Genomic DNA, 23,054 nt, shown 5'->3' on the forward strand with positions numbered 1-23,054 from the left:
GCCTCCTTCGCGAGCAAGCCCGCTGCCACATTTTAAAACGCCTGTGTGTGGAATAGCGGGGTTTACTGCGCCAGCCAGCCACCATCGATATTCCACGCCGCGCCGCGCACCTGGGCACCGGCCTCGCTGCACAGAAACAACACCAGCTCACCCAACTGCGGCGGTGTCACAAACTCCAGCGACGGCTGTTTCTCCGCGAGCAAATCATGCTGCGCCTGCTGCGGATCAACGCCGTTGGCCGCACGGTCATCAATCTGCTTCTGCACCAGCGGCGTCAGCACCCAGCCGGGGCAGATGGCGTTGCAGGTGACGTTGCTGGTGGCCGTCTCCAGGCCCACCACTTTGGTCAGGCCGATCACGCCATGCTTGGCCGCCACGTACGCGGCCTTGCCCACCGAACCGACCAGGCCGTGCACCGAGGCGATATTGACGATACGCCCCCAGCCTTTGGCCTTCATGCCCGGCAGGCTCAAGCGCGTGCTGTGGAATACCGACGACAGGTTGATCGCGATGATCGAATCCCAGCGTTCCACCGGGAAATCCTCCACCGCCGACACGTGCTGAATGCCGGCGTTATTGACCAATATATCCACGCCACCGAATTCACGCTCGGCATAGGCCAGCATGTCGGCGATCTGCGCCGGGTCGCTGACGTCTGCCGGGTGATGGCCGACTTTACCGCCGAACGCCTGCACCTGGGCGATCACCGCGCTGGCGTCGCCGAAGCCGTTGAGGATCAGGTTGGCGCCGGCCTTGGCCAGGCTGAGCGCTATGCCCAGGCCGATGCCGCTGGTGGAGCCGGTGACCAGGGCGGTCTTGCCGTTCAAGTTCGTCATGTCAACCTCACACAATGCCGGTGGCGTAGAAAGTACCGATCACCACGAACACCGCGAGGGTCTTGATAATCGTGATGCCGAAAATATCCTTGTAGGCTTCGCGGTGGGTCAGCCCGGTCACCGCCAGCAGCGTAATCACCGCGCCGTTGTGGGGCAGGGTGTCCATGCCGCCGCTGGCCATGGCCGCTACCCGGTGCAGCACTTCAAGGGGGATATTGGCCGCATGGGCCGCGGAAATAAAGCTTTCGGACATCGCCGCCAGGGCGATGCTCATGCCGCCCGAGGCCGAACCGGTGATACCGGCCAGCAAGGTCACGGTGATCGCTTCGTTGACCAGCGGATTGGGGATGCCCTTGAGCCAGTCCGCCAGCACCAGAAAGCCCGGCAGTGAGGCGATGACCGCACCAAAGCCGTATTCCGATGCGGTGTTCATCGCCGCCAGCAGCGCACCGCTGACCGCGCTTTTACTGCCTTCGGCGAGCTTGTCGCGAATCGCCGACCAGCCGAACACCAGCACCATGACAATGCCCACCAGCAACGCCGCCTGCACCGCCCAGATTGCCGTGAGCTTGGCGACTTCGGTGGTCACCGGCGCGCTCATGCCCGGCAGGCTCAGGCTATGGGTCTTGCCATACCACTGCGGAATCCAGTGGGTGAACAGCAGGTTCATCACGCCCACCAGAATCAGCGGCGACAGCGCGATCCATGGGTTGGGCAAGGTGAGGTTCTCGGCGGTTTCCGGCTCGTTACGCAGCTCGGTGCCATAGCCTTCGCCGGCACGCTGGGCCTTGTTGCGCTGGCGCGCCAGGTAGAGCATGCCGGTGCAGAACACGAAGATCGTGCCGATCAAGCCCAGCCACGGCGCAGCCCACGCGGTGGTATTGAAGAAGGTGCTGGGGATGATGTTCTGGATCTGCGGCGTGCCGGGCAGGGCGTCCATGGTGAACGAGAACGCGCCAAGGGCGATGGTTGCCGGGATCAGGCGCTTGGGGATATTGCTCTGGCGGAACATCTCCGCTGCGAACGGGTAGACCGCAAACACCACCACAAACAACGACACGCCGCCGTAGGTGAGCAGGGCGCAGACCAGCACGATCACCAGCATCGCCTGGCGTGTGCCAAGCAAACGGATCGCGGCGGCAACAATCGAGCGCGAAAAGCCCGACAGCTCGATCAGCTTGCCGAACACCGCGCCAAGCAGGAACACCGGGAAATACAATTTGATAAAGCCGACCATTTTCTCCATGAACACCCCGGTAAAGGCAGGGGCGACGGCGGACGGGTCGGTGAGGAGCACAGCGCCGAGGGCGGCGATGGGGGCAAACAGGATAACGCTGTAGCCACGGTAGGCTGCCAGCATCAACAGCGCGAGGGCTGCCAGGGCAATGATCACACTCATGGTGTGTCTCCAAATCGGATTGTTATTGTTGTGGGGTGGTGCTTTGGAGAGGGGCTATAGCGAGATGTGTGCCAAAACATTAACGTGTTGAAATATAAGAATATTATTTGATTTTAGATCGGCGGGTCAGAATTTTGTCTCTATCTAGAGACAAGTGAAGGCCCAATGTGGGAGCGGGCTTGCTCGCGAAAGCGGTGTGTCAGTGCTAGATGAGCTGGCTGAAATACCGCATTCGCGAGCAAGCCCGCTCCAACTTTAGATTGTCTTCATAAATAGAATTGTTTCTCTGTTTTGAGACTAGGCGATGCCAAGGGCAACCATTTTCTTGTACAGCGTCGATCTGCCCAGCCCCAACCGCTTGGCCGCGTCCACCACATTGCCGTCACAGGCCTTCAACGCCGCTGCAATCAGCTGCCGATCAAAGCGCTCCCGCGCCGCCGCAAACGTCTCACCCTCGAGGGTTTCCACCGGGCCACGCGTCACCGGGCTAAACGTCCCAATCGCCGCGCGAATCTCCCTGGCATCCAGCATCAGGTCATCACTCAACAACGCCGCGCGTTCCAACACATTGCGCAACTCACGGATGTTCCCCGGCCACGCGTGCTGTGCCAACAGCGCGAGGGCCTCGCGGTCCAGTTCATGCTGGCTGCGCAGCTCTTCCAGAATCGCCTCGCTCAATGCTGGAATATCATCCAGTCGCTCCCGCAAGGGCGGCACCTGGATGGGCAGCACATTCAGCCGGTAATACAAATCTGCACGAAACTCACCGCGCTTGATCGCCGCTTCGAGGTCCATGGACGTCGCGGCAATCACCCGCACATCGCTGTGCAGCATGTCGTTGGAGCCGACCGCTTCGTATTCCTTCTCCTGCAACACCCGCAGCAGTTTGCTTTGCAGCGCCAGCGGCATATCACCGATTTCATCCAGAAACAGCGTGCCGCCGTGGGCGATCTGCAACTTACCGGGACGGCCTTTGCGGTCGGCCCCGGTAAACGCGCCCGGCGCGGTGCCGAAAAACTCGGCTTCGAGCAGGTCGTGGGGAATCGCGGCACTGTTGATACTGACGAAGGCTTTGTGCGCACGCGGCGAGGCGCCATGGATCGCCTGGGCCAGCAGCTCCTTGCCAGTTCCGGTTTCGCCCAGCAGCAACACCGGTGACTCGGCACTCGCACTGCGCCGCGCTCGGCGTTTGACTTCCAGGCTGGCCGCACTGGTGCCGATAAAGTGCGCGAAGTTGTATTTGCTCTGCCGCGAACGCAGCAACGACCGCGTGGAGGCCAGCTCCTGCTGCATGCTCAGGTAACGCTCGATCAGTGGCGACAGGTTGCGCAGCTCATCAAACAGCGCAAACCCAATCGCACCAATCACCGCGCCGGCATCGTCGTGAATCGGCAGGCGCATCACCACCAGTGGGCCCTTGGGCGTGTCCTGGATATCCAGCAAAATCGGCTGATCGTTGCGCACGACCTGGCGCAACAAACTGTTGGCGATCACCTGCTCACACGGCTGGCCAATGGCATCGTCGGCGCTTTTGAGGCCGAAGCGCTTGGCATAGCGCTCGTTCATCCAGACGATATTCGCGTCACGGTCGACAATCACTGTGCCTTCGCTGGACTGCTCGATGATCTCGAACAGCGACTGGATGGCCAGGCCGCGCACCCGTTGGTAATCCTTGAGGCTTTCGTTGCTATTCATGCACCCGCCGCCAACATAAAATATGAAGAGGGTCGCGCTCCTACAAAGGAATATGCGCTGCCGCCAGAAGCTCCTTGGTGTACGCGTGCTGCGGCGCCTCGAACACGTCATGGCTCGCGCCGCGCTCCACCACCTTGCCATCCTTGATCACGATCATGTCGTGGGCCATGGCGCGTACCACCGCCAGGTCATGGCTGATAAACAGGTAGGTCAGGGCGTATTTTTCCTGCAGTTCACGCAATAACGCCACGACCTGCTTCTGCACCGTGCGGTCGAGGGCGGACGTGGGTTCGTCCAGCAACATCAGCGCCGGCTTGAGCACCAAGGCGCGGGCGATAGCGATGCGTTGGCGCTGGCCACCGGAAAACTCATGGGGGTAACGATGACGGCTGGCGGGGTCGAGGCCCACGTCCTTGAGCACCTGAATCACTTGCGCATCGCGGTCGGCCAGGCTGCACGGCGCGTGCACTTCCAGGCCTTCGCTGATGATCTGTTGCACCGACATGCGCGGGCTGAGGCTGCCGAACGGGTCCTGGAACACCACCTGCATCTGCTTGCGCCACGGGCGCATTTGCTGGTTGTTCAGGGGGTCGAGGGCGTGGCCCTGGAAGCGGATGCTGCCGGTGGAGTCGAGCAAGCGCAGGATCGCCTGGCCGAGGGTCGACTTGCCTGAACCGGACTCGCCGACAATCCCCAAGGTCTTGCCGCGCTGCACGCTGAGGCTGATGCCGTCCACGGCACGCAGGTAAGTTTTGCGCCGGAACAGCCCGCCGCCGAGGGGGAACTGCACGGTCAGGTTGTCGACCTGCAACACCGTCTCGCGCTCGTCGCTGCACAGCACATCACCGGCAGGCTCGGCATCCAGCAGCAGGCGGCTGTAAGGATGCTGCGGTGCGGTGAACAGCGTCTGGCAATCGGCCTGCTCGACAATCTCACCGGCGTGCATCACGCACACGCGCTGGGCAATGCTGCGCACCAGGTTGAGGTCATGGCTGATCAGCAGCAGCGACATGCCCAACCGTTGTTGCAGGGACTTGAGCAGCAGCAGGATCTTGCGCTGCACGGTCACGTCCAGCGCGGTGGTGGGTTCGTCGGCGATCAGCAGTTCCGGCTCGCAGGCCAGGGCCATGGCGATCATCACGCGCTGGCGCTGGCCGCCGGAGAGCTGGTGCGGATACGCCTTGAGCCGTTCCTGGGGCTTCTGGATGCCCACCAGTTCAAGCAGTTCGAGGATCCGCGCCTGCGCTGCCTTGCCGCCCAGGCCCTTGTGCAACAGCAGGGTTTCGCCGATTTGCTTTTCGATGCTGTGCAACGGGTTGAGGGAGGTCATCGGCTCCTGGAAGATCATCGCAATGCGGTTGCCGCGCAGCTTTTGCAACGTGCCGGCTGGCGCGCCGATCAACTCCTGGCCGCGATACTTCACGGAGCCGGTGGTTGCCGTGCCGGCTTCGGGCAGCAATTGCAAAATCGAATGGGCCGTCACCGACTTGCCCGAGCCCGACTCGCCCACCAATGCCAGGCACTCGCCGGGGCGTACGTCCAGGCTCAGGTTGCGTACGACGGTCTGGCCGCTGAAGGCGACGCTGAGGTCGCGGATTTCGATCAGGTTCATCTGCAGTCACTCATGAACGTGGGTCGAAGGCATCACGTAATGCCTCGCCAATAAAGACCAGCAGCGACAGGATCAGCGCCAGGGTGAAAAATGCCGTCAGGCCCAGCCACGGCGCTTGCAGGTTTTGCTTGCCCTGGGCAATCAGCTCGCCCAGCGACGCGCTGCCCGCCGGCATGCCGAAACCGAGGAAATCCAGGGCGCTCAACGTGGAGATCGCTCCGGTCAAAATAAACGGCAGGTAACTCAGGGTGGCGGTCATGGCATTCGGCAGGATATGCCGGCGAATGATCTTGCCGTCACCCAGGCCCAATGCGCGGGCGGCCTTGACGTACTCCAGGTTGCGCCCGCGCAGGAACTCGGCGCGCACCACGTCCACCAGGGCCAGCCAGGAAAACAGCGCCATGATCCCCAGCAACCACCAGAAGTTCGGCTCGACAAAGCCCGACAGAATGATCAGCAGGTACAGCACCGGCAATCCGGACCAGACTTCCAATAGGCGCTGGCCCAGCAGATCCACCCAGCCGCCGTAGTAACCCTGCAAGGCCCCGGCGGCAATGCCGATGGCGGCGCTGATGGCCGTCAACGCCAGTGCAAACAGGATCGACACCCGTGCTCCAAAGATCACCCGCGCCAGCACATCGCGCGACTGATCGTCAGTGCCCAGCCAGTTCACCGCCGAGGGCGGGCTGGGGGCAGGGCGGGTCAGTTCGTAGTTGGGGGTGTCGTCGCTGAACGGGATCGGCGGGAACAGCATCCAGCCGCCGTCCTGCTTGATCAGCTTTTGCACGTAGTCACTGCGGTAGTCGGCCTGGAACGGCAGCTGCCCGCCGAACTGCTGCTCGGTGTAGCGCTTGAACACCGGGAAATACAGCTCGTTCTTGAAACTGAGCAGCAGCGGTTTGTCATTGGCGATCAATTCGCCGCCCAGGGTCAGGATAAACAGGCCGATAAACAGCCACAGCGACCACCAACCGCGACGGTTTTTCTTGAATCGCTCGAAACGCCGACGCGCCACCGGGGATAGATTAAGCATCAGGCGTTCCTCGCCGCGAAGTCGATACGCGGGTCCACCAGGGTGTAGCAAAGGTCCCCGATGAGTTTTATCAGCAGGCCGAACAACGTGAAGATAAACAGCGAGCCGAACACCACCGGGTAGTCACGCGACACGGCGGCTTCGTAGCTCATGCGGCCCAGGCCATCGAGGGAGAAGATCACTTCGATGAGCAGGGAACCGGCGAAAAACACGCTGATAAACGCCTGGGGAATCCCCGAGATCACCAGCAGCATCGCGTTGCGGAACACATGGCCATAGAGCACACGTCGTTCGCTCAAGCCTTTGGCGCGGGCCGTGACCACATACTGGCGGGTGATTTCATTCAAGAATGAGTTTTTGGTGAGGATTGTCAGGGTGGCAAACCCGCCGATCACCAGCGCGGTGACGGGCAACACCAGGTGCCAGAAGTAGTCGGCGATCTTGCCGACGGTGCTCAGTTCGTCGAAGTTCTCCGACACCAGCCCGCGCACCGGGAACCAGTTCAGCGACGTGCCACCGGCGAACAGCACAATCAGGAACATCGCAAACAGGAACGCCGGCATCGCGTAGCCGATGACGATGGCGGTGCTGCTCCACACGTCAAAGCTGCTGCCATGGCGCACGGCTTTGCGAATGCCCAGGGGGATCGACACCAGGTAGGTAATCAAGGTGGCCCATAAACCCAGGGAAATGGTCACCGGCATCTTTTCCAGGATCAGGTCGATCACAGTCTTGCCGCGGAAGAAGCTGTTGCCGAAGTCCAGCCGGGCGTAGTTCTTGAGCATCAACCACAGGCGTTCCGGGGCGGGCTTGTCGAAGCCGTATTGTTTTTCGATGTCCTTGATCAGCTTGGGGTCGAGGCCACGGCTGGCCCGCGAGCCGCTGATGCTTTCGCCGGAAGAGCCGCCGATGCCGCCCCCGCCGATCCCTTGCAAGTGCGCAATAGCCTGTTCGACCGGCCCGCCGGGCGCGGCCTGGACGATCACGAAATTCACCAGCAGGATGATCACCAGCGTCGGGATGATCAGCAGCAGGCGCCGCACGATATAGGCAAACATCAGCGGGCACCTGCGCGTTTTTTCAACTCGGCGTTCATTTGCTCATTCGTCAGTGGCGTGGGGCTGATTTCCCACCAGGTTTCCAGCGCTTCGTCGTTTTTGGCCTCGATGGCCGGGCGCCCGAAGCGGTTCCACCACGCGGCGGAAGTGCCGGGCGGGTAGTAATTCGGAATCCACAGGTAGCTCCATTGCAGCACTCGGTCCAGGGCGTGGGCGTATGTGAGCATCTGGGCGTGGGTGTTGGCCTTGACCAGGCCGTTGATCAGGGTGTCGACGGCCGGGTCTTTCAACACCATGTAGTTATTGGCACCGGGGTCGTAGGCCGCCTGGGAGCCGAAGTAGTTGTACAGCTCCATGCCGGGCGAGGTGGTCACCGGGAAGCCAATCACGATCATGTCGTAGTCCCGCGCCATCATGCGGTTGACGTATTGCGAGGAGTCGATGCGGCGGATATTCAAGGTAATGCCGATCTGCGCGAGGTTGCGTTTGTAGGGCAGCAACAGACGTTCCAGGCCGGGTTGGGCATTGAGGAAGGTGAACTCCAGCGGTTCGCCTTGTGCATTCACCAGCTTGTCGCCATTCGGTGTCCAGCCGGCCGCTTCCAGCAAGGCCAGGGCTTGCAGCTGCTTGTCGCGGATCATGCCACTGCCGTCGGTGACCGGCGCCTTGAACACCTGGGTGAAGGCTTCGTCGGGAATCTGCCCACGCAGGGGTTCCAGAATCGCCAGCTCTTCTTTGGTCGGCAATTGGCTCGCCGCCAGCTCGCTATTGGAGAAATAGCTTTGCTGGCGAATGTACAGGTTGCGCATCATCTGACGGTTGGCCCATTCGAAGTCCCACAGCATCGCCAGCGCCTGACGCACCCGGCGGTCCTTGAACATCGGCTTTTGTACGTTGAACACATAGCCTTGGGCCGGTTGCGGCATTTCTTTGGCCAGGTGCGCACGTTGCAGGCGGCCGTCGTCGAGGGCCGGGCCGTTGTAACCGATGGAATAACCGGTGGCGGAGAACTCGCGATTGAAGTCGTAGGCGCCGCCGCGCAGTACCTGGCGCGCCACCTCGGTATCGCCGAAATACTCCAGGCTCAAGTGATTGAAGTTGTACAGGCCACGGCTGACGGGCAAGTCCTTGCCCCACCAGTCCGGGTCGCGGGTAAAGGTGATGGTGCTGCCGGAGTCGATCTTGCTGATTTTGTACGGGCCGCTGCCCAGCGGGGCTTCATAGCCGCCGCCATTGGCGAAATCGCGGGTCTTCCACCAGTGTTCGGGGAATACCGGCAAGGTGGCGATATCCAGGGGCAGGGTGCGGTTTTCATTGCTGGAAAAGTCAAAACGCACCTGGCGCTCGCCTTCGACTTCGACGTGCTTGACGTCGGCGAACAGGGTGCGAAAACGCAGGCTGCCTTGGGTCATCAGCAGGTCGAAGCTGTAGCGCACATCTTCGGCGGTGATCGGCTTGCCGTCGGCAAAACGCGCCTTGGGGTTGAGGTAGAAACGCAGCGACAGGCCGTCGTCCGAGCGTTCCATCTTCTCTGCAACCAGGCCGTAAACGGTGTAGGGCTCATCCAGGGACCGCTGGGCCAGCGGGGCGTACAGCCAGCCGTCGACCTGGGAGACGCCGATGCCTTTGTCGATATACGGCAACACATGGTCGAAACGCCCGATTTCGATGGCTGAGCGTCGCAGGCTGCCGCCTTTGGGGGCGTCAGGGTTGGCGTAGTCGAAGTGGGTGAAACCGGCGGGGTATTTGGCGGGTTCGCCGTACACGGTCAAGTAAGTTTGCGGGGCTGCAGTCGCGGCGGTGCTGGCCATTAGCAGGCCCAGGGCAGCGCCGAGGAGTTTCAGGGAAAAAGCCAATCGCATTATCAGCCTTGAACGCCAGGTGAAGAAGAATAGGGACGGGTACGTTAACGGCTTAAGCGCCGCCCGTCACCACATGCACAACGGCCCGCCAAAAGGCGGGCCGTTGTTTAGAGCGTCAGCGCAGACTGGATCAGTCCTGGCGGCTGGTGACTTCCAGCAGGTGGTAACCGAACTGGGTTTTTACCGGGCCTTGCACGGTGTTGACCGGGGCGCTGAAGACGACGGTGTCGAATTCTTTAACCATTTGGCCTGGGCCGAACGAGCCCAGGTTGCCGCCGTCGCGGCTGGATGGGCAGCTGGAGTTGGCTTTGGCGATTTCTGCGAAATCGGCGCCGCCTTCGATCTGGGCTTTGAGTTCGTTGCACTTTTCTTCAGTGGGAACGAGGATGTGACGGGCGGTGGCTTTGGCCATGGGGAGTAACTCCTTGATGTAAAAAGGGTGAGCGTACCGGATTCAGGCGGTTATTTCCTGGCAAAGTTCCAATGATTTGTTGGTTGGTTGGTTGGTTGGTTGGTTGGTTGGTTGAGTACATATCCGTTGCTGCGGTAACGGCGGCTATGGGTTCCGCTCTTACAGCGGGTCACTTTTGGCAAACGCCCCAAAAGTAACCAAAAGGTCTTTGCCCCACCACTCGGTGCCTCGCCCAGGCTCGGCATGCCCTCTCTCCGGCTTGAATCCGTGGGCCGCCGCAATGGGCCATCCTTGGCCCAGTGCGGCTAACCCGGCGTCCTGCCGGGTTACCCACGGATTCAAGCCTGCGTTCGGCCAGCGTGGTTAACGGGGCCTGTCAGATCAAGATCAACAGCAGATCAAAGTCAAAAGCAGAGCACGGCGGCCTGACAGCCGGCCTGAGTGGTAGAAGCAAAAGCACAGCAACACCACGTTTACCTGATGAAATGAGATCCAAATGTGGGAGCGGGCTTGCTCGCGAATGCGGTGTGCCAGTCGGCTTATTTGTAACTGACCCAGCGCCTTCGCGAGCAAGCCCGCTCCCACAATGTTGATCGAGTTCAGCTACCAGCACCGTAGTGCACTGCTTTTCTGTGGGAGCTGGCTTGCCTGCGATGCAGACACTTCGATACATCAGGCATACCCGGCAGCAGGCCCCATACCAGCTCCCAGATTGACCCAATACAGTCTAAAGAACTGCCCACCCTCTGCCTGATGTACCCAGTTCAAAATGTGGGAGCGGGCTTGCTCGCGAATGCGGTGGGTCAGTCAGCTCATTTGTAACTGACCCAGCGCATTCGCGCGCAAGCCCGCTCCCACAATGTTGACCGAGTTCAGCTGCCAGCACCGTAGTGCTCTGCTTTTCTGTGGGAGCTGGCTTGCCTGCGATACAGACACTTCGATACATCAGGCATGCCCAGCCGCAGACCCCATACCAGCTCCCAGATTGACCCAATACAGTCTAAAGAACTGCCCACCCTCTGCCTGATGTACCCAGTTCAAAATGTGGGAGCGGGCTTGCTCGCGAAAGCGGTGTGCCAGTCGGCTTATTTGTAACTGCCCCACCGCATTCGCGAGCAAGCCCGCTCCCACAATGTTGATCGAGTTCAGTTGCCAGCACCGCAGTGCTCTGCTTTTCTGTGGGAGCTGGCTTGCCTGCGATGCAGACACTTCGATACATCAGGCATGCCCAGCCGCAGACCCCATACCAGCTCCCAGATTGACCCAATACAGTCTGAAGAACTGCCCACCTTCTGCCTGATGTACCCAGTTCCAAATGTGGGAGCGGGCTTGCTCGCGAATGCGGTGGGTCAGTCAGCTCATTTGTAACTGACCCAGCGCATTCGCGAGCAAGCCCGCTCCCACAATTTGACCGAGATCTGCTTCCATCGCCAGGGCGGTTGTTAGGCCGCGGTGCTCGGTTTTTGATGTGTTTTTGGTTCTAGGCGGCCCGCGCCGTGAGGGCGGAACTGCTATCAGCCATCACCCAAATAATGGATATGCCCAAGGTCAACCGCGGACACCCGCGGGTACCAAGAACGCTGCCTCCAACAACTGCCGTGTGTAGGCATGCTGTGGGGCAGTAAAGATCGCCGACGCTTCTCCCTGTTCCACCACTTGCCCATGCTTTACGACCATCAGTTGGTGGCTCAGGGCCTTCACCACTGCCAGGTCATGGCTGATAAACAGATAGGTCAAGTTGTACTTGGCCTGCAAGTTGCGCAGCAATTCCACCACTTGGCGCTGTACCGTGCGGTCCAGTGCTGACGTTGGCTCATCCAGTAAAATCAGGCGTGGCTTGAGTACCAGCGCGCGGGCGATGGCGATGCGCTGCCGTTGGCCGCCGGAGAATTCGTGCGGGTAGCGGTGCCGCGCGTCGGGGTCCAGGCCGACCTCCTTGAGCGCTGCAATAATCGCCGTTTCCTGCTCCGCCGGCGTCCCCATCTTGTGAATGCGCAAGCCTTCGCCAACAATTTCGCTGACGCTCATGCGCGGGCTCAAACTGCCGAAGGGGTCCTGAAACACTACCTGCATTTCTCGCCGCAACGGGCGCACTTGCTGTTGGGTCAGTCGGTCCAGTTGCTGGCCCTCAAAGCGGATCCCGCCTTTGCTTGCGATCAGGCGCAAAATCGCCAGGCCGAGGGTCGATTTGCCCGAGCCGCTTTCGCCGACTATGCCCAGGGTCTGGCCCTGGGCCAGGCTGAAGTTGATGCCGTCCACCGCCTTGACGTAATCGACAGTGTTTCGCAAAAAGCCTTTCTTGATCGCAAACCACACCTTCAGGTCAGCGACTTCCAGCAACGGCGGCCCCACCGCATTGGTGGCCGGCCCGCCGCTGGGTTCCGCCGCCAACAGTTCCTGGGTGTAAGGATGCTGCGGCGACTGGAACAGCGTCTCGCACTCGGCCTGTTCAACGATGCAGCCCTGTTGCATCACGCATACGCGGTGGGCGATGCGTCGCACCAGGTTCAGGTCGTGGCTGATCAGCAGCAACGCCATGCCCAGCCGCGCCTGCAATGCTTTGAGCAGTTCGAGAATCTTCAACTGCACCGTCACGTCGAGGGCCGTGGTCGGCTCGTCGGCGATCAGCAACTCGGGCTCGTTGGCCAGCGCCATGGCGATCATCACCCGTTGGCGCTGGCCGCCGGACAGTTCGTGGGGCAGAGCCTTCAGGCGTTTGTGCGGTTCGGGAATGCCCACCAGTTCGAGCAATTCCAGGGTGCGACGGGTCGCGATTTTGCCCGTGAGCCCCTTGTGCAGGCCGAGCACTTCGTTGATCTGCTTCTCGATGGAATGCAGCGGGTTCAACGAGGTCATCGGTTCCTGGAAAATCATCGCAATGCGGTTACCGCGGATATGCCGGATGGTTTTTTCTTTGAGCGTTAGCAGGTCTTGCCCGGAATAGTTGATGGTGCCGGCCGGGTGCCGGGCCAGCGGGTAAGGCAGCAGCCGCAGGATCGAGTGGGCGGTCACCGATTTGCCCGAGCCGCTTTCGCCGACCAGGGCCAGGGTTTCGCCGCGCTTGATATCGAAGCTGACATTGTTGACCACACGGTGGTGATGGTCGCCGGTAACGAACTCGACGCAGAGGTCGCGGACTTCGATCAGATTGTCCTGATTCATCTCATTTCCTCGGGTCGAAGGCATCGCGCGCGGACTCGCCGATAAACACCAGCAAACTCAGCATGATCGCCAGCACGGCAAATGCACTCATGCCCAGCCACGGCGCTTGCAGGTTGGATTTACCCTGGGCCACCAGTTCACCCAACGACGGTGACCCAGCCGGCAGGCCGAAGCCGAGAAAGTCCAGGGCGGTGAGGGTGCCAATGGCGCCAGTGAGGATGAACGGCATAAAGGTCATGGTCGAGACCATGGCATTGGGCAGGATATGCCGGAACATGATGGCGCCGTTCTGCATGCCCAGGGCGCGGGCCGCGCGTACGTATTCGAGGTTGCGCCCGCGCAGGAACTCGGCGCGCACCACGTCGACCAGGCTCATCCAGGAAAACAGCAGCATGATCCCCAGCAGCCACCAGAAATTGGGCTGCACAAAACTGGCGAGAATGATCAGCAGGTACAGCACCGGCAAGCCCGACCAGATCTCCAGGAAACGCTGCCCGGCCAGGTCGACCCAGCCGCCATAGAAACCCTGCAAGGCTCCGGCGACCACGCCGATGATCGAGCTGAGCACCGTCAGTGTCAGGGCAAACAGCACTGACACCCGGAACCCATAGATCACCCGCGCCAGCACATCACGGCCCTGATCGTCGGTGCCCAGCAGGTTGACCGACGAGGGCGGCGCGGGCGCCGGCACCTTCAGGTCGTAGTTGATGCTCTGGTAGCTGAACGGAATCGGCGCCCACAGCGTCCAGGCGTCCTTGGCCTTGAGCAATTCCTGGATATACGGGCTCTTGTAGTTGGCCTCCAACGGGAACTCGCCGCCGAAGGTGGTTTCCGGGTAGCGCTTGAGCGCCGGGAAGTACCAGTCGCCGTCGAAGTGCACGGCCAACGGCTTGTCGTTGGCGATCAATTCCGCGCCCAGGCTCAGCACGAACAGAATCAGGAACAGCCACAGCGACCACCAGCCACGTTTGTTGGCTTTGAAACGCTCGAATCGGCGGCGATTGAGGGGGGACAGGTTCATCTCAATGCTCCCGGCTGGCAAAGTCGATACGCGGATCGACCAGGGTGTAGGTGAGGTCACCGATCAGTTTCACCACCAGCCCCAGCAGGGTGAAGATAAACAGCGTGCCGAACACCACCGGGTAGTCACGGTTGATCGCCGCTTCAAAACTCATCAGGCCCAGGCCGTCGAGCGAGAAGATCACTTCCACCAACAACGAGCCGGTGAAGAAAATCCCGATAAACGCCGAAGGGAACCCGGCAATGACCAGCAGCATGGCGTTGCGAAACACATGGCCGTACAGCACGCGGTGGTTGGTCAGGCCCTTGGCTTTGGCGGTGACCACATACTGTTTGTTGATTTCATCGAGGAAGCTGTTTTTGGTCAGCAGTGTCATGGTCGCGAAGTTGCCGATCACCAGGGCCGTGACAGGCAAGGCCAGGTGCCAGAAGTAATCGAGGATCTTGCCGCCCCAGCTCAGCGCGTCAAAATTATTCGAGGTGAGCCCGCGCAAGGGGAACCAGTCGAGGTAACTGCCGCCGGCAAACACCACGATCAGCAGGATCGCAAACAGGAAAGCCGGGATCGCATAGCCGACGATGATCGCCGAGCTGGTCCACACGTCGAAGTGGCTGCCGTGCCGTGTGGCCTTGGCGATCCCCAGCGGGATCGACACCAGGTACATGATCAGCGTGCTCCATAACCCGAGGGAGATGGACACCGGCATCTTTTCCTTGATCAGGTCGATGACCTTGGCATCGCGAAAGAAGCTGTCGCCGAAATCCAGCCGCGCGTAGTTCTTGACCATGATCCACAGACGTTCCGGCGCCGATTTGTCGAAGCCGTACATCTTCTCGATTTCCTTGATCAGCGCCGGGTCCAGGCCTTGCGCGCCGCGGTAGCTGGAGCCGGCCACCGAGACCTCGGCGCCGCCACCGGCAATGCGACTGGTGGCGCCGTCAAAGCCTTCGAGCTTGGCGATCATCTGCTCAACCGGGCCACCGGGAGCGGCCTGGATGATGATGAAGTTGATCAGCAAAATCCCGAACAGCGTGGGGATGATCAGCAACAGGCGGCGAACAATATAGGCCAGCATTTAATCGCCTCCGCTCGCCGGATCGGCGCTGTGTGCAGTGTCCAGGGTGATGGCCGGCTTGGCCGCGGGCTTGGCCCACCAGGTGACTGTGCCGACGTCGTAGCGTGGCGGGGTCTTGGGGTGGCCGAGGTGGTCCCAGTACGCGACGCGGTAGGTCTTGATGTGCCAGTTGGGAATCACGTAGTAGCCGAACTGCAACACACGGTCCAGCGCTTTGGCGTGGTCGACCAGGCTTTGGCGTGAGCTGGCGTCGATCAACGCTTCCACCAGTTGGTCGATGACCGGGTCCTTGAGGCCCATGTAGTTGCGACTGCCAGGCTTGTCGGCGCTGGACGAGGACCAGAATTCGCGCTGTTCGTTACCCGGTGACGTCGATTGCGGGAAGCTGCCCACCAGCATGTCGAAGTCCCGCGAACGCAGGCGGTTGATGTACTGCGAAACGTCGACGCGGCGAATCACCAGGTTGATGCCAAGGTCGGCCAGGTTGCGCTTGAAGGGCAGCAGTACCCGCTCGAAGTCGGTCTGGGCCAGCAGAAACTCGATGTTCACAGGTTTGCCGGTGGTGTCGACCATCTTGTCGTCGACGATCTTCCAGCCGGCCTCTTGCAACAACTGGTAGGCCTCGCGCTGCTGGTTGCGGATCATGCCGCTGCCGTCGGTTTTGGCCGGCTCAAAGGCCTGGGTGAAGACTTCGGCGGGGAGCTTGTCGCGAAACGGTTCGAGGATTGCCAATTCACTCGGGCCGGGCAGGCCGGTGGCGGCCATTTCCGAGTTCTCGAAGTAGCTGCGGGTGCGGGTGTAGGCACCGTTGAACAGCTGCTTGTTGCTCCATTCGAAATCCAGCAACAGGCTGATGGCCTTGCGTACCCGCACATCCTGGAACATCGGTTTGCGCGTGTTGAACACAAAACCCTGCATGCCGGTGGGGTTGCCGTTGGGGATTTCTTCCTTGATCAGTCGCCCCTGGGCGACGGCCGGAATGTTGTAGGCGTTGGCCCAGTTCTTCGCGCTGAATTCCAGCCAGTAGTCGAACTGCCCGGCCTTCAAGGCTTCCAGGGCGACGGTGCCGTCACGGTAATAGTCAGTGATGCGGTTGTCGAAGTTGTAGAAGCCCTGGGTCATCGGCAAGTCCTTGGCCCAGTAGTCCTTGACCCGCTCATAGCGCACCATGCGCCCGGGCTTGACCTCGGCGATCTTGTACGGCCCGCTGCCGAGCGGTATTTCCAGGTTGCCCTTGGCAAAGTCGCGGGTCGCCCACCAATGTTTGGGGAGTACCGGCAGTTGCCCAAGGATCAGCGGCAATTCGCGGTTATTGGTGCGCTTGAACTTGAACAGCACGCGCAGCGGGTCTTCGGCCACCACTTCGTCGACGTCGGCGTAATAGGTGCGGTAGAGCGGTGAGCCATCTTTGATCAGGGCCTGGAAGGTGAACACCACGTCTTCGGCGCGGATCGGGTGACCATCGTTAAAGCGCGCTTCGGGGCGCAGATAAAAGCGTACCCAACTGTTGTCCGGCGCCTTTTCGATCTTGCCGGCCACCAGCCCGTATTCAGTGATGGGCTCGTCCAGGCTTTGCATGGCCAGGGTGTCGTAGATCAGCGGCAGATTGTCTGCCGGCACGCCCTTGCTGATGTAGGGGTTAAGGCTGTCGAAGCCGCCCATGGCCGACTCGCGAAAAGTGCCGCCCTTGGGCGCGTCGGGGTTTACGTAGTCGAAATGCTTAAAGTCGGCGGGGTACTTCGGCGGTTCGTTGTAAAGGGTTAACGCATGTTGCGGCGCGGCGTTGGCCGCAGAGCACAGCAACAGACTGGTGAGCAATGCGTTGCGCAAAGACATCATTGGGCTTTCTCCGAAGCTTTCAGCCACCATGCGCTCAGGCCCAGGCTGTAGGGCGGCGTGGTGACAAAGGCGAACCGGTTGCGGTACGCCAGGCGATGATAGTTGAGGTACCAGTTGGGGATGCTGTAGTGCTGCCACAGCAGCACCCGGTCCAGGGCGCGGCCGGCGGCCAATTGTTCTTCGCGGGTCTGCGCCGCGAGCAGTTGCTCCAGCAGGTGATCGACCACCGGGTTGGCGATGCCTGCATAGTTCTTGCTGCCCTTGATCGCCGCTTGGCTGGAGTGGAAGTACTGCCACTGCTCAAGGCCGGGGCTCAGGGTCTGGTTGAGGGTGACCAGGATCATGTCGAAGTCGAACTGATCGAGGCGCTGCTTGTATTGCGCCCGGTCCACGGTACGCAAGCGCGCGTCGATGCCGATGCTGTTCAGGTTCTCGACATACGGCTGCAGGATGCGCTCCAGGTTCGGGTTCACCAGCAGGATCTCCAAACGCAGCGGCTGCCCTTTGCTGTCCAGCAGGCGCTGGCCGGACAGTTTCCAGCCGGCTTCGCCGAGCAGGGCGAGGGCGCGGCGCAGGGTGTCGCGCGGGATACCACGACCGTCGGTCTGCGGCAGGCTGAAGGCTTGTGTCAACAGGTTGGCCGGCAACTGGTCACGGTACGGCGAAAGCATCAGCCACTCGCGGCCCACCGGCACGCCGGTCGCGGAAAATTCGCTGTTGGGGTAGTAGCTCACGGTGCGTTTGTAGGCGCTGCTGAACAGGGTGCGGTTGGTCCACTCAAAGTCGAACATCAGCCCCAGCGCCTCGCGCACCTTGGCCTGGGCGAAGGTCGGACGCCGCGTGTTCATGAACAGGCCCTGGCTCTGGGTCGGGATCTGGTGGGCGATTTGCGCCTTGATCACATCGCCACGGTTGACCGCCGGGAAGTTATAGCCGGTGGCCCAGTTCTTGGCCTGGTGTTCGATGTAGATGTCGAATTCGCCGGCCTTGAAGGCTTCGAAGGCCACGTCGCTGTCGCGGTAGAACTCCACTTCGACCTTGTCGTAGTTGTAGAACCCTTGGTTGACCGGCAGGTCCTTGCCCCAGTAATCCTTGACCCGTTCAAACACCAGTTGCCGGCCAGGGGTGACTTTGCTGATGCGATACGGTCCGCTGCCCAGCGGAGGTTCGAACGTGGTGGCCTTGAAGTCGCGGTTCTTCCAGTAATGCTGGGGCAATACCGGCAGCTCGCCCAGGCGCAGGATCAGCAAGGGGTTGCCGGCGCGCTTGAACACGAAACGGATGCGATGCCGGTTGAGGATGTCGACCCGTGCCACTTCCTGCAGGTTGGTGCGGTACTGCGGGTGCCCTTCGGTCAGCAGCGTGCGATAGGAAAATGCCACGTCATAGGCGGTGATGGGTTTGCCATCGTGGAAGCGCGCTTCCGGGCGCAGGTTGAACACCACCCAGCTGCGGTCCTCGCTGTACTCCACCGACTGTGCAATCAGCCCGTAGCTGGAGGTCGGTTCGTCGCCGGACGGCGCGTATTGGCCAGTGCCGACCATCAACGGCTCGTTCAGCTCATTGACGCCGTATTGCAGGAAATTGGGGGTGGAAACCGGGCTTGAGCCCTTGAAGGTGTAAGGGTTGAGCGTGTCGAACGTGCCAAATGCCATGACCCGCAAGGTCCCGCCTTTAGGCGCTGCAGGGTTTACCCAATCGAAGTGGGTGAATTTGGCCGGGTACTTGAGCACGCCGAACTGCGTATAACCGTGGCTCTCGGTAATCGTCGCGTTCGCAGCAAAGCTCAAGGCCAGACTTATTAGTAGAAGGAGGGGACGCTTCAAGTCAGAGATCCGATCCAGGCGGCTTGGGCTTTATGATCGGTACAGTAACAGCTTGTTCCGGTTGGAAAAAGGTGGCTGGAAACACTGGGAATGCAATGGGGGAACGGGCTTGCTCGCGAAGGCAGTGTGTCAGTCAACAGAGATGTTGAATGTGCCACCGCTTTCGCAAGCAAGCCCGCTCCCCCATGAGCGCCCCAGTATTCTTGAAGCCTTAGCGCGGCCCGGAAACCACCAGCATCTGCCCCGGCTTGAGCGCCTGGCCAGTACGCGGGTTCCAGCGCTTGAGATGTTGCATCTCAACGTTGAAGCGCTTGGCGACGATGTACAACGAGTCGCCTTTCTTGACCTTGTATTGCACCGGCTTCTTGCTGTCAGCCTTGGCCACCAGCTTGCGCGTGTCTTGCATCACCAGGGTCTGGCCGACCTTGAGGGCCTGCCCATTGAGCTTGTTCCAGCGCTGCAGGTCATGCACATCGACCTTGTTCGCCTTGGCGATCAGCGTGAGGTTGTCGCCCGTGCGCACTTTGTAGCTGCGCGTGCGCCCGGCAACCCGTGTGGTCTCAACTTCGTCGAACACCTGCTTTTTCGGACGCATCGCCAGCAATTCTTCCGGCTTCATCGTCGACAGTGTGCTGGTCAGCAGCTGCGCCTTGGAGCTGGGTACGAGCAAATGCTGGGGGCCGTCGAGGGTGGTGCGTTGTTTCAACGCCGGGTTGAGCTGGAACAGTTCGTCTTCGTCGATCTCAGCCAGCGCGGCGACCCGGGACAGGTCCATGCTTTGCTTGACTTCAACCACTTCGAAGTAGGGCGTGTTGGCAATCGGGCTCAGGTTGACGCCGTAAGCCTCGGGCGCCAGTACCACCTGGGACAGCGCCAGGAACTTGGGCACGTAGTCCTTGGTTTCCTGGGGCAGGGGCAGGTTCCAGTAGTCGGTCGGCAGGCCGAGCTTTTCGTTGCGCTCGATGGCCCGGCTGACCGTGCCCTCACCGGCGTTGTACGCCGCCAGGGCGAGCAACCAGTCGCCGTTGAACATGTCATGCAGACGTGTCAGATAGTCCAGGGCGGCGGTGGTGGAGGCGGTGATATCGCGGCGGCCGTCGTAGGCACGGGTCTGGCGCAGGTTGAAGTAGCGCCCGGTGGAGGGAATGAACTGCCACAGGCCGACCGCATCGCTGCGCGAATAGGCCATTGGGTTGTAGGCACTTTCAATCACTGGCAGCAGCGCCAGCTCCAGGGGCATGTTGCGTTCTTCAAGGCGTTCGACGATGTAATGAATGTAGAGGCTGCCGCGTTCTCCGGCGTTCTCCAGGAAGGAAGGGTTACTGGCGAACCACAAACGCTGTTGCTCGATGCGCGGGTTGACGCCCAGGCCGTCCTGCAATTGAAAGCCCCGTCGCATGCGTTCCCAGACATCCTGGGGGACTTCGGGGCTGGGCTTCTCTGAGAGCCAAATAGGTTTTTGCTTGATCTTGGCGGCAAGATTGGGTTTGGGTTGCACGGTGGATTGTGCAGCGAAATTTGTCGATTGGCAGCCCGCCAGAGTCGCGGACACAGCCACCGCCACGGCTTGAGCCAGGCGGGTCAATGCGTCTGAAGAGATGGATTTACGAATAGATGACGACATTGGCTGGAAGTAAGTTCCGGGCAAAAATGTCGGGCGATTCTAGAAAGCGCTTTGGTTCCGGTCAACCATTCAGAAATTCCGTATCAGATTGCATCCTCTTAGAACTTATCTTTCCATGCCCTCAAGCTAGCAAACACCTCGGCCCCAGAGCGGTTGTCGCGACCGTTCCGTTCGTCCGCTTTTTGTTTAACGGATGTTTCTGCGGTACGTAGAAAAGGGTTAGTACGTTTTTCCAGGGCCAAATTGGACGGCAGCGTCATCTCGCCACGGGCCCGTAACTGCTTGACGGTTTCCACGCGTGCGGCGATATCGGCATTGTCCGGTTCCACGGCCTGGGCAAATTTGAGATTACTTTGTGTGTACTCGTGGGTGCAGTACACCAGGGTGTCGTCGGGCAGCGCGGCCAGGCGTTGCAATGAGGTGTGCATTTGCTCCGGCGTGCCTTCGAACAGGCGGCCGCAACCGGCGGCAAACAGGGTGTCGCCACAAAACAGCACGCCCTGATGGTAAAAGGCGATATGGCCCAGGGTATGCCCCGGCACGCTATAAATGTCGAAGTCCCAGCCCAGAGCCGTGACGCGGTCGTTATCCATCAACGCCACGTCGCGCGCCGGGATGTTTTCGCTCGCGGGGCCGTAAACCTTGGCGCCGGTCACACTTTTCAGTTGCTCGACGCCGCCGACATGATCATGGTGATGGTGGGTGATCAGGATGTCGCTGAGGGCCCACTGCGGGTTCTGCCTGAGCCAGGCCAGCACCGGCTCGGCATCGCCGGGGTCGACCACGGCGCAGCGTTGGGTGTGCGGGTCTTGTAACAACCAGATGTAGTTGTCGGTGAACGCGGGGAGTGCACTGATCTGTATCATTCTTCGATTCGCCAAGCTGAACACATTGGTGCATCTTAGAACGTCTAGGCGAGTTGGAGAATGCAATGACTGATAAAGCGTTCGCCCAGGCCGATCCTGAATGGCTGGCCCTGATCAGCGCGGCCCGTGAATGGCTGTCCGGGCCGATCGGGCAATTTTTGCTGGACGAAGAACGGTGCATGCTCGAAGACGAGCTGGGCCGGTTCTTTGGTGGTTACCTGGTGCACTACGGCCCGTCGGCGCAGACGCCGCCCGCTGCGCCGCAGGTCCAGCGCAATGTGCGCCTGGGCGCGCCGCTGCCGGGGGTGGAGATCGTCTGCGAGGAGCAGGCCTGGCCGTTGAGCGAGCATGCCGCCGATGTGGTGGTGTTGCAGCATGGCCTGGATTTCTGTCTGTCACCCCACGGTTTGCTGCGTGAAGCGGCGAGCAGTGTGCGCCCTGGTGGCCATTTGTTGATTATCGGCATCAACCCCTGGAGCAGTTGGGGCCTGCGCCATGTGTTCGCCCATGATGGCCTGCGCCAGGCGCGCTGCATCGCGCCATCACGGGTAGGCGACTGGCTGAACCTGCTGGGTTTTGCGCTGGAGAAACGCCGCTTCGGGTGCTATCGTCCGCCGCTTGCGTCAGCCAAGTGGCAAGGCCGTCTGGCCGGCTGGGAGCGCCGAGCGGGTGCGTGGCAACTGGCGGGTGGCGGCTTCTATTTACTGGTGGCGCGCAAGATCGTGGTCGGGCTGCGGCCGGTGCGTCAGGTGCAACGCCAACCCATGGGCAAGCTGGTGCCGATGCCGATGGCCAAGGTCAATCGCAAGCAGAGTGAACCGTAACCCCCCTTTTTGATGACCGGCCGAATCGTTCGGCCTCGGGATACTGTCGGTCAATTACCGCCAGCCCGTTTTGATGGATGCAACCGATGACCGATACCGTAGAACTCTTCACCGATGGCGCCTGCAAGGGCAATCCCGGCCCCGGCGGCTGGGGCGCGTTGCTGGTGTGCAAGGGCGTGGAGAAGGAGCTGTGGGGCGGCGAAGCCAATACCACCAACAACCGCATGGAGCTGATGGGCGCCATTCGCGGCCTGGAAGAACTCAAGCGCCGGTGTGACGTGCTGCTGGTGACCGACTCGCAATACGTGATGAAAGGCATCAACGAGTGGATGGTCAACTGGAAGAAGCGCGGCTGGAAAACCGCGGCCAAGGAACCGGTGAAGAATGCCGACCTGTGGCAACTGCTCGATGAGCAGTGCAACCGTCACAACATCACCTGGAAATGGGTGCGCGGGCACATCGGCCATCCGGGCAACGAACGCGCCGACCAACTGGCCAACCGTGGCGTGGATGACGTGCGCGGTTACAAGCAGAGCTAAGGTTTAAAGGGCGGCGATGGCCTGGGCCAGCTGCATGTCGCTGGAGGTTTGCGCCGGCAAACGCGCGCGGATAGGCATCAGCGCCGACGTCAGGCGCACGCCACGGATCTGGCCATCACTGGCCACAAACGATTCGGCGTCCTGCCTGGCGGCCTGCACACTCTTGTCGTGCTTGAAGGAAGAACTCGTGCCCTGGGTGTCACTCATGGACACGCTGACCAGAACGTCGGTCGTCATCACGAAACGGGTGGCGTGCGCCGTGCAGGCGCTGCCCATCAGCACCAGGGCATACAGGGTTTTTGACCGGTTTATCGGGCGGTACGGTCCGCGTTCGAGTGGGGTGCGCAGGCTGGCAAGCGCGTCCAGGGCGA

Annotated in this window: 18 protein-coding genes; 2 read left to right on the forward strand and 16 right to left on the reverse strand. The window is 61.0% G+C overall.

Annotation, left to right across the window (positions count from 1 at the left end):
• Positions 1-62: 62 nt before the first annotated feature.
• The 15 genes from CPH89_RS22580 to gloB form a co-directional block, all read right to left on the reverse strand.
• Entirely contained in the window at positions 63-836 is a 774-nt protein-coding gene (locus tag CPH89_RS22580) for a 3-hydroxybutyrate dehydrogenase (protein WP_053255679.1), read from the reverse strand.
• Positions 837-843: 7 nt separating this feature from the next.
• The gene (locus CPH89_RS22585; protein ID WP_053255680.1) at positions 844-2,235 is read right to left on the reverse strand and encodes a GntP family permease; all 1,392 of its coding nucleotides are present in this window, start codon (positions 2,233-2,235) and stop codon (positions 844-846) included.
• 297 nt (positions 2,236-2,532) lie between these two features.
• On the reverse strand, positions 2,533-3,930 hold the full coding sequence (locus CPH89_RS22590; protein ID WP_053255681.1) for a sigma-54 interaction domain-containing protein: 1,398 nt from the start codon (positions 3,928-3,930) through the stop codon (positions 2,533-2,535).
• Between the two features lie 40 nt (positions 3,931-3,970).
• Positions 3,971-5,542, reverse strand: coding sequence for an ABC transporter ATP-binding protein (locus CPH89_RS22595; protein ID WP_053255682.1), 1,572 nt, complete (start codon positions 5,540-5,542; stop codon positions 3,971-3,973).
• Between the two features lie 10 nt (positions 5,543-5,552).
• Positions 5,553-6,575, reverse strand: coding sequence for an ABC transporter permease (locus tag CPH89_RS22600; RefSeq protein ID WP_053255683.1), 1,023 nt, complete (start codon positions 6,573-6,575; stop codon positions 5,553-5,555).
• Positions 6,575-7,633 (reverse strand): microcin C ABC transporter permease YejB, encoded by a 1,059-nt coding sequence (locus tag CPH89_RS22605; protein ID WP_053255684.1) that lies wholly within the window; start codon positions 7,631-7,633, stop codon positions 6,575-6,577. The genes CPH89_RS22600 and CPH89_RS22605 overlap by 1 nt, the downstream gene beginning before the upstream one ends.
• Complete coding sequence (locus tag CPH89_RS22610; RefSeq protein WP_053255685.1) at positions 7,633-9,495, reverse strand: extracellular solute-binding protein; 1,863 nt, start codon at positions 9,493-9,495, stop codon at positions 7,633-7,635. Before CPH89_RS22610 ends, CPH89_RS22605 begins: the two co-directional genes overlap by 1 nt.
• Before the next feature lie 130 nt (positions 9,496-9,625).
• Positions 9,626-9,907 (reverse strand): peptidylprolyl isomerase, encoded by a 282-nt coding sequence (locus CPH89_RS22615; RefSeq protein ID WP_053255686.1) that lies wholly within the window; start codon positions 9,905-9,907, stop codon positions 9,626-9,628.
• A 1,548-nt stretch (positions 9,908-11,455) separates the two neighbouring features.
• Positions 11,456-13,069 (reverse strand): ABC transporter ATP-binding protein, encoded by a 1,614-nt coding sequence (locus CPH89_RS22625; protein WP_053255687.1) that lies wholly within the window; start codon positions 13,067-13,069, stop codon positions 11,456-11,458.
• Between the two features lies 1 nt (position 13,070).
• Entirely contained in the window at positions 13,071-14,090 is a 1,020-nt protein-coding gene (locus CPH89_RS22630) for an ABC transporter permease (RefSeq protein ID WP_053255688.1), read from the reverse strand.
• Position 14,091: 1 nt separating this feature from the next.
• Positions 14,092-15,165 (reverse strand): microcin C ABC transporter permease YejB, encoded by a 1,074-nt coding sequence (locus CPH89_RS22635; RefSeq protein ID WP_053255689.1) that lies wholly within the window; start codon positions 15,163-15,165, stop codon positions 14,092-14,094.
• Entirely contained in the window at positions 15,166-17,004 is a 1,839-nt protein-coding gene (locus CPH89_RS22640; protein WP_053255690.1) for an extracellular solute-binding protein, read from the reverse strand.
• Entirely contained in the window at positions 17,001-18,830 is a 1,830-nt protein-coding gene (locus tag CPH89_RS22645) for an extracellular solute-binding protein (RefSeq protein ID WP_053255691.1), read from the reverse strand. Before CPH89_RS22645 ends, CPH89_RS22640 begins: the two co-directional genes overlap by 4 nt.
• 211 nt (positions 18,831-19,041) lie before the next feature.
• Positions 19,042-20,454, reverse strand: a complete 1,413-nt coding sequence (locus CPH89_RS22650; RefSeq protein WP_053255692.1) for a transglycosylase SLT domain-containing protein — start codon at positions 20,452-20,454, stop codon at positions 19,042-19,044.
• A gap of 98 nt (positions 20,455-20,552) precedes the next feature.
• On the reverse strand, positions 20,553-21,320 hold the full coding sequence (gene gloB / locus CPH89_RS22655; RefSeq protein ID WP_053255693.1) for a hydroxyacylglutathione hydrolase: 768 nt from the start codon (positions 21,318-21,320) through the stop codon (positions 20,553-20,555).
• A 65-nt stretch (positions 21,321-21,385) separates the two neighbouring features.
• Here gloB and CPH89_RS22660 point away from each other — a divergent pair, with 65 nt between their 5' ends.
• Together CPH89_RS22660 and rnhA are read left to right on the forward strand one after the other, a co-directional pair.
• Positions 21,386-22,144: a class I SAM-dependent methyltransferase gene (locus CPH89_RS22660; protein WP_053255694.1), complete on the forward strand. Its 759-nt coding sequence runs from the start codon at positions 21,386-21,388 to the stop codon at positions 22,142-22,144.
• Positions 22,145-22,230: 86 nt separating this feature from the next.
• Positions 22,231-22,683: a ribonuclease HI gene (gene rnhA / locus CPH89_RS22665; RefSeq protein WP_053255695.1), complete on the forward strand. Its 453-nt coding sequence runs from the start codon at positions 22,231-22,233 to the stop codon at positions 22,681-22,683.
• 3 nt (positions 22,684-22,686) lie between these two features.
• On the opposite strand, the gene CPH89_RS22670 is transcribed toward rnhA, so the two are convergent.
• Positions 22,687-22,959 (reverse strand): DUF2388 domain-containing protein, encoded by a 273-nt coding sequence (locus CPH89_RS22670; RefSeq protein ID WP_053255696.1) that lies wholly within the window; start codon positions 22,957-22,959, stop codon positions 22,687-22,689.
• Positions 22,960-23,054 lie beyond the last annotated feature (95 nt).

It is taken from the genome of Pseudomonas fluorescens (assembly GCF_900215245.1).
Lineage (GTDB): Bacteria > Pseudomonadota > Gammaproteobacteria > Pseudomonadales > Pseudomonadaceae > Aquipseudomonas > Aquipseudomonas fluorescens.